Genomic DNA, 10,861 nt, shown 5'->3' on the forward strand with positions numbered 1-10,861 from the left:
CTCCAGGGCGGGGGCCTTGGCGGGCAGCGTGGCGCGGGCGGAGGCCGTCTCCGAGCGCAGGTAGAAGCCCAGCGGGCCCGCCTCCTGGCACACCTTCACGAGCACGCGGTTGAGGCCCTTCTTGAGCTTCACCGACACGCGCGTCTGGTCGGGGCGGGGCAGGTTGTAGCGGTCCTCCTTGGAGGCGAGCTGGCCGTTCACCCACAGGCGGTAGCCGCCGGACACGCCCAGGCCCAGCGCCACGCGCGTGTCCTGGGGCACCTCCAGCCAGGTGAGCGCGTACGCCACGGCCTCCTTGTTGGGGCGCACCGCGGTGGCCAGGTCCACGTAGCCATCCGCGGACGTGACGCTCAGCTTGCGCCAGGTGGCCTCGTGGCCCTTGGCGCCGGAGTAGCGCGCGCCCAGGTCCAGCGCGGCGGCCTCCGGGCCGAAGTCGGTGTCACAGCCGGCCTTGCCCTCGTTCTCGAAGCCGCCGACGACGTAGAAGTCATTGACGAAGCCCAGCCACTGGCGGACCTCGTTGGCGCGCACCATCCGGCCGCGGGAACGCTCCGCGTCCATCAGGAGCAGCTGCGCGGTGGTGCGCGTGTTCACGTCGGTGGTGCGGCGGGACGCCAGCTGCTGGTAGGTGCTGACGAGCGGGGTGAGGTCCTCCACGTCGTCCACCAGCGCGTGCATCCGCAGGAGCGCGGCGCCCCCGCGCGGCGACCCGGCGGCCTTCTGGGCTTCGGCCGCGTACTCGCGGGCCCTGTCGTCCGCGCTCGGTCTCGCGAACCCCAGCACGGGGCAGGTGAGCACGAAGACTGCGGCCAGCGATGTGAAACGCGACATCCGTTCTCCTCGGTAGAGCAGCGGCGCAGGCAGCGACGCCGGGACAGCAGGGGGGCGACGACGGCGGTGAACAGGTGGACCCGTCACGGCCTTCCCCTGCATGGGGCCCCGGACGGCGGGCAGGCAACCAGAACGCGCCCAGTCTACGTCGGACCGGTGTGGGGCGGGGTACGCCCGTGGAGGCTTGAAGGCGGAAAATGCACCGGGCCGGCGCGGGCGCTGACGCCCGTGCCGGCCCGGTGTGTGTGGAGGGACGAGCCCTGGTGCTAGTGGAGCTTGGAGTAGAGGGCGTTGACGAGGGAGCCGTCGTCGCCGCTCAGCTCCCAGAACATCGCGCCGCCCAGGCCCTTGGACAGGATGTAGTCCGACTTGGCGTTGACGCTCTGCACGTCGTCGTAGGCCACCCACACCTTCGTGGTCGGGCTGTAGACGTAGGCCTGCTTGCTCTCCGGGTGGAAGAACTTCGTGTAGCCGGAGCCCGCCTTCTCGTAGTTCGCCTTGAGGTCCTTGTAGTCGAACACGCCGGTGAGGCCCGACTGGCCGTCATCCCAGGTGCCCTTGGTGGGGACGCCGCTCTGGAACAGGCCGTTGTTCACGTTGGGCACGTTGCCCCAGCCGCGGCCGTAGAAGGGCACGCCCAACACAATCTTGGAGGCGGGCACGCCCAACTGGAGCATCTTCGCGATGGAGCCGTCGCTGTAGAAGCCGTCCACGGCGCCCGGGTCGCCCGTCACGCGGTTGAGCGCGGAGTGGAAGTTGACCGTGCTCTCGAAGGCCCCGTGGTAGTCGTAGGTCATCACGTTGATCCAATCGAGGATGCCGGCCAGCTTCACCGTCTCCTGCTTGTTGGCGAGCAGGTCCGGCGACGCGCCCGACGCGATGGTGAGCAGGTAGGGCTGGCCCGTCTGCGCCGTCACGGCGGCGAGCTGGTCGCGGAACTCCTGCATGAGCAGGGTGTAGTTCACCTTGTCCGCGGGGCTGCTGATGTTGTCCGGCAGGCCGCCGCCGGTGGGGTACTCCCAGTCCACGTCGATGCCGTCGAACACGCCCACGCCGTTGGCCGGGGTGACGCCGGGGAACTGGCCCTTCACGTACAGGTCCACGCAGGACTTCACGAACGCGGTTCTCGCGGACGCGGACGCGGCCACCTGGGAGAAGTACTTGGACCAGGACCAGCCGCCAATGGAGATGAGCAGCTTGAGCTGCGGGTTCGTCTTCTTCAGCTCCTTGAACGCGCGGAAGTTGCCGCGCAGCGCGCCCGGGTCCCACTCGCCGGGGAAGCCGAAGCCCTTGTCGATGTCCGCGAACGGATCCCCGAGGATGCACTTGCCGTCCGGGGAGATGTTGGAGAAGGCGTAGTTGATGTGCGTGAGCTTCGACGCCGGGACGTTGGACACCTGGTAGCTGCGCCCGTAGATGCCCCACGCGGTGAAGTACCCGACGATGCGCTTGTTGCCCGTGGGGGGAAGGCCGGGCAGCTCCACCACGACGCTGACCGTCTTCGTGCCCACGTTGCCCGCGGCGTCGTACGCCTTCACGGTGTACGTGTACGTGCCGTTCTGCGCGGACGTGGAGAAGGTGCGCGTGTACGAGGCCGCGGTGGCGACGAGCGCGCCGTTCTCCAGGATCTCCGTCTTCGTGACACCCACGTTGTCGGTGGCGCTGGAGGAGACGGTGACGGAGCCCGCGGCGGTGAGGCGCGACGTGCTGGCGCTGGCGGTGACGACGGGCGCGGTGGTGTCGCCGGTGCCGGGAATGGCCACGGTGACGCTGACCGTCTTCGTGCCCACGTTGCCGGCGGCGTCATACGCCTTCACGGTGTACGTGTACGTGCCGTTCTGGGAGGCGGAGAACGCGCGCGTGTACGACGACGCGGTGGCGACGAGGTTGCCGTTCTCCAGGATTTCAATCTTCGTCACGCCCACGTTGTCGGTGGCGCTCCCGGAGACGGTGAGGGAGCCGGCGGCGGTGATGGTGGAGGCGCTGCTGGAGGCGTTGACGACCGGGGCGGTGGTGTCACCGCCGCCCGTCGCGGGCCCGACGTCGAGCCACAGCGCGGCCACGGCCGTGGGCGTCCAGTCCGCCTGGGACGTGTGGGCCTGCCGGCACTCATAGAGCCGGCCGCCATAGGTGACGCGCGTGCCGACTGAGTAGGCGACACCCACGGCCCACTCGGAGGCCAGCGGCGCCTTCATCACACTGCCCGGGCCCTGCGCTTCGGGCGCGAACGTCTCCTGGCCACATCCGGCGACGGTCAGCGCGGACGCGACCAGGCCCATGATCCACTTGCTACGCAGCATTCGTGTTCTCCTCGCCTGCGGTACACGCGGAAGGAGTCACGCCCCGATTTTTCAGGGTTAATCCGGGAGATTTTATTCTGCGCGCTGGAGCTGTCCGCCGACCCAGGTGGTGTGCACGGAAAGGTCTTCCTTCAGCAGCACGAGGTCCGCGCGATGGCCCGGAGCCACGCGGCCCCGGTGTCCCTGCAGGCCCAGGAACGCGGCGGGATGGAGCGAGGCCATGCGCAGCGCTTCCTCCAGGGGAACGCCGAGTATCTGCACGCAGTGGCGCACCGACGCCGTGAGGTCGATGTCCGCGCCCGCGAGCGTGCCGTCCTCCGTCTCCAGGCGGCCGTGGCGCCGCAGGATGGTGCGGCCCTGGAGCGTGAAGGACGTGACGGGCGTGCCCACGGGAGGCATCGCGTCCGTGACGAGGAAGACCTTGCCCGGTGGTTTGACCTTGAGGAGCAGGCGCAGGTTGTCCGCGTGCACGTGCACGCCGTCCGCGATGACGCCGCACCACGCGTCGTCGTGAAGGAGCGCGGCGGTGACGGGGCCGGGCTGACGGTTGAGCACCGGCGGCATCGCGTTGAACAGGTGCGTGAAGCCGCGCACGCCGGCCTGGAGCGCCTGCGCGGTGCGCTCGCTGGTGGCGGCGGTGTGGCCCGCGCTGAGCACCACGCCGGACGCGGAGAGGCGGCGCAGGGTGGCGTCGTCCACGCACTCGGGCGCGAGCGTCATCAGCACGCGGCCCCCGTGCGCGGCGAAGCGGCGGGGCAGGGCGGTGAGGTAGTCGAGGTCGCGCGGGTCGGGTGCGCGGATGAAGCCGGTGGCATGGACCCCGGCGCGCTCGCGGCTGATGAAGGGGCCCTCCAGGTGGATGCCGAGCACCCCACTGTGAGGATGCGCGGTGGCTTCGAGCGCGGCCTCGCAGGCTTCGCGCATGCGCGTGGCGTCGTCGGTGATGAACGTGGGCAGGAGGCCCGTGGTGCCCGAGCGCCGCATGGCCGACGCGATGGCGAGCGCGGCCTCCACGGTGGGCGTGTCGTTGAAGAGGACGCCGCCCGCGCCGTTCACCTGCACGTCGACGAAGCCGGGTGCGAGGAGCGTGTCGCCGGGCAGCGCGTGCACGGTGGCGCCGGAGGGGACTTCCGCGGTGGGGACCACGGCCCGGAGGGTGTCGCCTTCGAGGACGACGGCCTGTCCTTCGAGGACATGGTCCCCGTTGAAGACGCGCGCGCCCGTGAGGACGACCGTGGGCATCACACCGTCTCCGTGACCTTGCGCAGGTGCGCGGGGGCGTCCGGATCCAACCCGCGCGCCGTCGCGAGCTGGTGCACCGCGAAGTAGAAGCTCTGCACCTGGCACAGGGGCGCGAGCGCCACGGGGAGGCCCGGCAGCGTGGGCAGCCGCTTCGCGCCCGGGACGTCGAGGGTGGAGTGGACGGTCGCGCCCAGCTCCACCATGCGCTTGACGACGTCGCGAGTGCCCTGCGCCGCGTTGTCCTCCTGGCCCAGCGCGAGCACGGGGAAGCCCGGGCGCAAGAGCCCGAGCGGACCGTGGAGGACCTCCGCGGTGCTGAAGCCCTCCGCGTGCAGGCGGCAGGTCTCCTTGAACTTGAGGGCCATCTCGAGCGCCGCGCCCAGGCCGCTGCCGCGACCGACGACATAGAGGCTGGAGGCGTCCTTCAGCGACGCGAGCGCCGGCCACCAGTCGAGCGTGCTGGCGGCCTCCAGCGCGTCGGGCAGTTGGAGGGCGGCGTCGTGCAGTTCGGGCGCGTCGGACCAGTGCGCGACGAGCTGGAGGAAGGCGAGGCCGGAGAGCAGGTAGGACTTGGTGGCGGCGACGCTGTGCTCGGGGCCGGCGGACAGCGGGACGCGCACGTCGCACAGCGCCGACAGGGGCGAGGACTCGTCGTTGATGAAGCCGAGGACGACAGCGCCGCCCGCGCGAGCGGCCTCCGTCATTCGCAGGAGGTCGGGGCTCTGGCCGGACTGGGAGACGGTGATGAAGAGCGAGTCGCGCAGGTCGAGCGAGCGCGTGTTGTAGACGGACGCGACGCTCGGGCCGAGGGACGCGACGGCGCGGCCGAGCGTGGTTTCGATGAGGTACTTGCCGTAGACGGCCGCGTGGTCGGAGCTGCCCCGGGCACAGGTGACGACGAAGCGCGGGGGCGTCCGGCGCAGGCGGGCGCCCAGGTACGCGAAGGTGTCCCGGCAGCGTTCAAGCTGGCGGCGGGCCGCGTCGGAGGCCTGGGCGGCCTCGCGCGCGAGGGCAGGAAGGGGCGGGGTCGTCTCGGTGTGCATCACGGCGCAGGGGATAGCAGTCTCCGGAGCTGGACGGTGGAGGAAGGCGTCGGAGGTGAAGGGAAGAACACCGCGACCGGGCGCCGTTTCGTTCAGGAGACGCGGCGGGCCCGTGAGAGGTGGGCCGCAGGGCAGGCGGGCGCGGTATCACCGGGGCTCACCGCGCTGACCACGGGGGCCGATGCGAACCGGGCCCGCTGGCTTGACGGTGTCGGGGGGCGCGGAGGAGAGAAGAGGTCATGCTGAAGACCGCCCTGGGACGTTTCCGCGCCGTTGCCTTCTGGGAAGGGATGTCCTTCCTGGTGCTGCTGCTCATCGCCATGCCGCTGAAGTACGTGATGCACCTGCCTCAGGGCGTGCGCGTGGTGGGCATGGCGCACGGCCTGCTGTTCATGGCGTACCTGTACACGCTGATGATGGCTGCGATTGAGTACCGCTGGGGCGTGAAGCGGATCGCCGTGGCGTTCGCGGCCTCGCTCGTGCCGGGCGGGACGTTCTGGCTGGACGCGCAGCTGCGCGGCGAGGCGCGGGCGTTGGAGACGGCGCAGCCACGCTGAGCGCGCGGGCGACGGCCCGTGGCTTGCTCAGGTGCCCGCGCGGGGGCGATTGACCGGAGGGCCTACCCGACGCAGGCTTGAGGTCATGGGACGTCATACCGACAAGGTTGGGGACGCCTTCCCTCGGGCGCCCTCGCAGGAAGCGTGGGATCGGATGGGGCAGGAGGAGAGGGCCCAGGTGGTGGACGCACTGCCTGGAGAGGTGACGTACGAAGAGATGGCGATGCCGGAGGGGGACCGCCACTCCCAACCCAAGATGAGCACGGTGGATGTGCTCCGAGGCTACTTCGAACACCGGGGACGCAAGGTGTACGTGGGCTCGGAGCTGCCCGTGTATTACCCGGCGGAGCGGCGCTTCGCGCCCGACCTGCTGGTCGTGCTGGGTGCGGAGTCCCACATCCGAGACAAGTGGGTGGTCAGCCACGAGGGGCACGGTCTCGACTGGGTGATGGAGGTGCACGTCGGCGGCGACCGGAAGAAGGACGCCGAGTTCAACGTGAGCCGGTACGCCCGGCTGGGAATCCCCGAGTACTTCATCTTCGATGGGGGACGGCTCACGCTGGAGGGCTACCGGTTGGCGACGCCCGAGGCGCGCGTCTACACGCGCATGGAGCCCCGTCACGGGCGCTATGTCTCGGAAGTGCTGGGACTTGAGATCCAGGTGGAGGGCGAGCACCTGCGCTTCTGGGCGGGCAACGCGCCCCTGCTGGAGTCCAGGGAACTCATCAGCCGGATGCGAGACGAGGCGATGGGGCTGCAACGACGCGCCTTGGAGTCCGAGCAACGTCTCGCGGAAGAGACACGGCGTCTCGATGAGGCCGAACGACGTCTCTCGGAAGAGACATGGCGTCGCGCTGAGGAGACCCGGAGCCGGGAGGAGCTGGAGCGCCGGCTCAGGGCAGAAGAGCAGCGACGCGCTCTGGAGAAGCAGAGCCGCGAAGAGCTGGAGCGTCAGCTCAGGGCAGAAGAACAGCGCCGTGCTCTGGAGAAGCAGAGCCGGGAGGAACTGGAGCGCCGACTCCAGGAACTTCAGGCTGAGATGGCAAAGCTCAAGAAGTAGGCCACCGCTCAGGCGAGGGTGAACGCCCTCGCCAACGTGAGCACCTCCACCCGTACGGCCCCCGCCTCCCTCAACGCGAGGGCGGCGGCCCGCGCGGTGGAGCCCGTGGTGAACACGTCATCCAACAGCAGCACCTCCTGCCCCTTCACCCTCCGCGACGCCACGAAGGCTCCGGCCACGTTGCCCGTGCGCTCCACCTCGCTCAGCCCCACCTGCCGCTTCGTCTCGCGCGTGCGCTCGAGCCACCCCACCGGCGCCACCCGCCCCGATGCCTTCGCCATCGCCCCCGCGAGCAGCTGCGCCTGGTCGTACTGCCGCGTCCGGAAGCGCCGGACATGCAGCGGCAGCGCCACCACGCACCCGGGCGCCGTCCTCAAGAAGCGCCGCGCCTCGTCCGCGAGCAGCGCTCCCAGCGGCGCGGCCAGGTCCGGCTGGTCCTCGTACTTGAAGCGATGGATTGCGCGCGCCACCGGCCCCTCGTGCGCGAAGGGCGCCCAGCCCCTGCTGAACGGCGGCGGCACCGTCCGACACCGGGGACAGGTGTTCCCCGGGAACGTCCCCGGCTCCGCGCAGGTCCGGCAACACACCGGCGGCAGTCGCTCCAGCGCGGTGTCACACGGCTCGCAGAACACCGCGCCCACGCCCGGCAGCACCTTCGCGCAGGCCAGACACATGGGCGGATAGAGCAGGTCCAACAGGGCCTTCCACATCACCGGGACTCCAGGGGACAGCGCATGCCGCGCCCCTCGTGCGAGTCCCGTGCCGCGCTTCACTCCGCCGTGCGGCCCCGCGTCTTGTACGTGAGCACCGGCGCCAGCGTCGCCACCACCCGCACCAGCCCCGCTTCCACCAGGTCCGTCACCACGCGGTCGATGGCCTTGTACGCGGGCGGCGCCTCCTCGAAGAGCAGGTCGCGGTCCTCGCAGATGACGTGGCTCTTGAACACCGTGCGCGTCAGGGACTCCGCGGTGAAGCGCTCCTTCAACCGCTCCCGCGCCGCCGTGCGCGTCCACTTGCGGCCCGCCCCGTGCGCCAGGCTGTGGGCGCTGTGCTCGCCCGTACCCACCGGCAACACCAGATAGCTCAGCGCGCCGCGACTGCCAGGAATCACCACCGGCCCCTCATCCCAGGGCGCCGCGCCCTTGCGGTGCAGCCACGCCACGCGCCCCTCCGCGTGCCGCGCGGTGACGCTGTTGTGGCACACGTCCAACACCCGCCGCCCCGTCGCTCCAATGCCTTGCAGCGCCCGCTCGGCCACCAGCGCGCGATTCGCCCGCGCCCACGTCACCGCGCCGTCGTGCCGCTCCAGGTACGCGCGGGCTTCCTCCGTCTGCGCCGCCAGCCCTCCCGCCGCGTGCCGGTCCACATGCGTCCGGAGGATGGCCTCCCCCAGCCCGCGCGAACCCGAGTGCACCAGGAGCAGCAACCGCTCTTCCCGCAACCCCAGCGCCTCGAAGACGCGCGCGTCGTGCACCGTCTCCACCCGCTGCACCTCCGCGAAGTGGTTGCCGCCGCCCACCGTGCCCAGCGCCGCCTCGAAGCCCGTGGCCTTCCCGCCGTGCCCCGCGAGAAACGCCTCCGCGTCCCCCTCCCACGGGCCCTCCAGGTCCAGCTTCCCCGCCCACCGCTCCGCCTTCGCCTTGCGCACCGGCAGGTCCACGTCCCACAGGCCCATGCCACAGCCGATGTCGCTGCCGACGAGATAGGGATAGAGGAAGCCCTCGGACTCGAAGGCCGCTCCCACCGGGGCCCCCTTGCCGGGGTGCAGGTCGGGCAGCCCCACCGCGAGGCGCATGCCGGGCAGCCGCGCCACCGCTTCCAGTTGGCGCACCGCCTCGCCCTCCACCCACGACTGGGGTGAAGCGATGATGCGCACGGTGGCGGCCGGCGCGACGGCCGTGGAGGGTTCAATGGAAGACGTGGACATGGCTTCGCTGACGCTGGCCCCGCGCACGCCCTGACGCCGGAGCCCGGGAGCCCGGGAGCCCGGGAGCCCGGCCCGGTCGCCCGCTCGCCTACTTGTGGTAGGGCTCGCCCTTCAGGATGGTGAACGCGCGGTAGAGCTGCTCGATGAGCACCACGCGCGCCAGCCGGTGGGGCAGCGTCATCTTCGACAGCGAAATCACCTGATGCGCCGCGGCTCGCACCGTGTCGTCCAGGCCCTCGTCCCCACCAATGACGAAGAGCAGGTCCTTCGCGCCTGTCTGCGCCTTGGCGACGTAGCGGCTGAGCTCCACGGAATCCAGCAGCGTGCCGCGCTCATCCAGCGCCACCACCCAGTCCTGCGGCTTGCGCTTGCCGAGGATGGCGGTGGCCTCGGCGGCCTTCGCATCCCCGGGCTTGAGCTTCTTGCCGGAGGCCTCGGTCAACTCCAGCAGCTCGAAGCGCGTGTAGTGCTCGAGCCGCCGCGCGTACTCCTGCACGGCGGGCTCGAACAGTCCCGAGCGATCCTTGCCGATGGACAGCAGGCGGACCTTCACCTCAGGCCAGCTTCACCCGGGGCGCGTCCGCCCACAGCCCGTCCAGGTCGTAGAAGGCGCGCACCTCGCCGTTGAACAGGTGGGCCACGACGTCGTCGTAGTCCAGCAGCACCCACTGGCCCGTCTCCAGACCTTCGGTGCTGATGGGACGCAGCGGCTCCGCGCCCTGCTTGAGCTGCACCTGGACGTTCTCCGCCATGGCGCTCACCTGGCGGTCGCTCTCGCCGGAGGCGATGACGATGTAGTCCGCGTAGGACGTCATCCCACGCATGTCGAGGATGATGACGTCCGAGGCCTTCTTGTCGAGCAGCAGCTCTCCGATGCGGCGCGCCAGCTCGCGTGCCTTCGGGTTCTCCGCGAGCTTGGGCGGCGGGGGCGGCGCCGGAGCGCGCGGCGCCTTCTTGCGCGCGGCGGCGGTCTTCGTGCGCGGCGGCGGACGGAGGCTGGACTTCGCCTTCTTCGCCGCCGTCTTCTTCCGCGCCGGAGCCCGGGTGACGCTCTTCGCCTTCGCCTTCGCCTTGGATTTGGATGCGGGGGTCTTCTTCTTCGTGGCCATGTTCCAACTACCCTAGCGCACCCTTGGCAACCTTCCAGCGCTCCTCTAATGGGTTCCGTCCATGAGCGACGCCCGCCTGGAGCAGTTCAAGAAGATGGTGGCCCAGTTCCCCGACGCCCCCATGGCCTGGTTCTCCCTGGGGAAGCTGCACCTGGAGCGCAAGGAATACGCTGACGCCATCCAGACCCTGGAGTCCGCCGTCCGTCTGGATCCACACTATGCCGCCGCCCTCGTCTCCCTCGGGGACGCCTACGTGGGGGCCGGGCAGACGGACAAGGCCCGGGCCGTGCTCACCACCGCCCGGGACCACGCGCTCGCCCAGCAGCACCCCGGCCTGGCCGAGGAAATCGACGAGCGCATCTCCGAATTGGACTGAAATCCTCCCGACGGAGGGGTCCGCGCCTACTCCGCGTCGCGCCAGGTGAAGCCCACGCCGAACACCTGGCGCGTGTAGCTCAGGTTGTTGCGCGGCAGGCGCGTGCTCCACACGCCCCAGGACAGCTCCAGGTCCACCCGGGCGGAGACGGGCCGCGCCAGCTTCAGCGACACCGAGTTCTGCCCCTCGTCCTCCTCCACCAGGATGATCTCCGGCGACAGGAAGATGCCGTCCGGGTAGCGCGACAGCCCCAGCGACCCCTGCGCCAGCAGCGTCACCCTCCAGGGCAGCAGCACCCCGGCGCTGCCGGTGAGCCGGTGGCGCAGCGCCGTCTCGCCGAAGCTGTTGGAGCTGACCTCCTGGAAGGCATACGAGAGCGACAGCTTCACCGGCCCCCGGTACGTGTAGCCCGCCCC

General features: G+C 70.6%; 10 protein-coding genes and 2 pseudogenes. 3 read left to right on the top strand and 9 right to left on the bottom strand.

Annotated features, from left to right (window positions below; all coding sequences use genetic code 11):
- The 4 genes and pseudogenes from D7X12_RS33935 to D7X12_RS33950 form a co-directional block, all read right to left on the bottom strand.
- Nucleotides 1-831: pseudogene (locus D7X12_RS33935) on the bottom strand (DUF3857 domain-containing protein); the annotation flags it as partial.
- 266 nt (nucleotides 832-1,097) lie between these two features.
- Entirely contained in the window at nucleotides 1,098-3,131 is a 2,034-nt protein-coding gene (locus D7X12_RS33940) for a glycosyl hydrolase family 18 protein (RefSeq protein WP_120629362.1), read from the bottom strand.
- Between the two features lie 72 nt (nucleotides 3,132-3,203).
- On the bottom strand, nucleotides 3,204-4,373 hold the full coding sequence (gene nagA, locus D7X12_RS33945) for an N-acetylglucosamine-6-phosphate deacetylase (protein ID WP_120629363.1): 1,170 nt from the start codon (nucleotides 4,371-4,373) through the stop codon (nucleotides 3,204-3,206).
- Entirely contained in the window at nucleotides 4,373-5,416 is a 1,044-nt protein-coding gene (locus D7X12_RS33950) for an SIS domain-containing protein (RefSeq protein WP_120629364.1), read from the bottom strand. Before D7X12_RS33950 ends, nagA begins: the two co-directional genes overlap by 1 nt.
- Nucleotides 5,417-5,655: 239 nt before the next feature.
- On the opposite strand from D7X12_RS33950, the gene D7X12_RS33955 reads away from it, so the two are divergent.
- Nucleotides 5,656-5,973, top strand: a complete 318-nt coding sequence (locus D7X12_RS33955) for a DUF3817 domain-containing protein (RefSeq protein WP_120629365.1) — start codon at nucleotides 5,656-5,658, stop codon at nucleotides 5,971-5,973.
- 154 nt (nucleotides 5,974-6,127) lie between these two features.
- Nucleotides 6,128-7,033 carry a Uma2 family endonuclease gene (locus tag D7X12_RS33960; protein ID WP_244224946.1) on the top strand — a complete coding sequence of 302 codons (906 nt, stop codon included), beginning with the start codon at nucleotides 6,128-6,130 and terminating at the stop codon, nucleotides 7,031-7,033.
- A gap of 8 nt (nucleotides 7,034-7,041) precedes the next feature.
- Here the strand turns inward: D7X12_RS33960 and D7X12_RS43820 are convergent, their stop codons facing one another.
- The 4 genes from D7X12_RS43820 to rsfS form a co-directional block, all read right to left on the bottom strand.
- Entirely contained in the window at nucleotides 7,042-7,743 is a 702-nt protein-coding gene (locus D7X12_RS43820; protein ID WP_208719451.1) for a double zinc ribbon domain-containing protein, read from the bottom strand.
- Nucleotides 7,744-7,802: 59 nt separating this feature from the next.
- Nucleotides 7,803-8,960 carry an RNA ligase RtcB family protein gene (locus D7X12_RS33975; RefSeq protein WP_120629367.1) on the bottom strand — a complete coding sequence of 386 codons (1,158 nt, stop codon included), beginning with the start codon at nucleotides 8,958-8,960 and terminating at the stop codon, nucleotides 7,803-7,805.
- Between the two features lie 88 nt (nucleotides 8,961-9,048).
- Nucleotides 9,049-9,513, bottom strand: coding sequence for a 23S rRNA (pseudouridine(1915)-N(3))-methyltransferase RlmH (locus tag D7X12_RS33980; protein ID WP_120629368.1), 465 nt, complete (start codon nucleotides 9,511-9,513; stop codon nucleotides 9,049-9,051).
- A 1-nt stretch (nucleotide 9,514) separates the two neighbouring features.
- Nucleotides 9,515-10,069, bottom strand: a complete 555-nt coding sequence (gene rsfS, locus D7X12_RS43825; RefSeq protein ID WP_208719453.1) for a ribosome silencing factor — start codon at nucleotides 10,067-10,069, stop codon at nucleotides 9,515-9,517.
- A 61-nt stretch (nucleotides 10,070-10,130) separates the two neighbouring features.
- On the opposite strand from rsfS, the gene D7X12_RS33995 reads away from it, so the two are divergent.
- The gene (locus D7X12_RS33995) at nucleotides 10,131-10,445 is read left to right on the top strand and encodes a tetratricopeptide repeat protein (RefSeq protein ID WP_120629369.1); all 315 of its coding nucleotides are present in this window, start codon (nucleotides 10,131-10,133) and stop codon (nucleotides 10,443-10,445) included.
- Nucleotides 10,446-10,471: 26 nt separating this feature from the next.
- Here D7X12_RS33995 and D7X12_RS34000 read toward each other — a convergent pair.
- Nucleotides 10,472-10,861, bottom strand: a pseudogene (locus D7X12_RS34000) (hypothetical protein); the annotation flags it as partial.

The organism is Corallococcus sicarius, from assembly GCF_003611735.1.
In the GTDB taxonomy this organism is placed as follows: domain Bacteria; phylum Myxococcota; class Myxococcia; order Myxococcales; family Myxococcaceae; genus Corallococcus; species Corallococcus sicarius.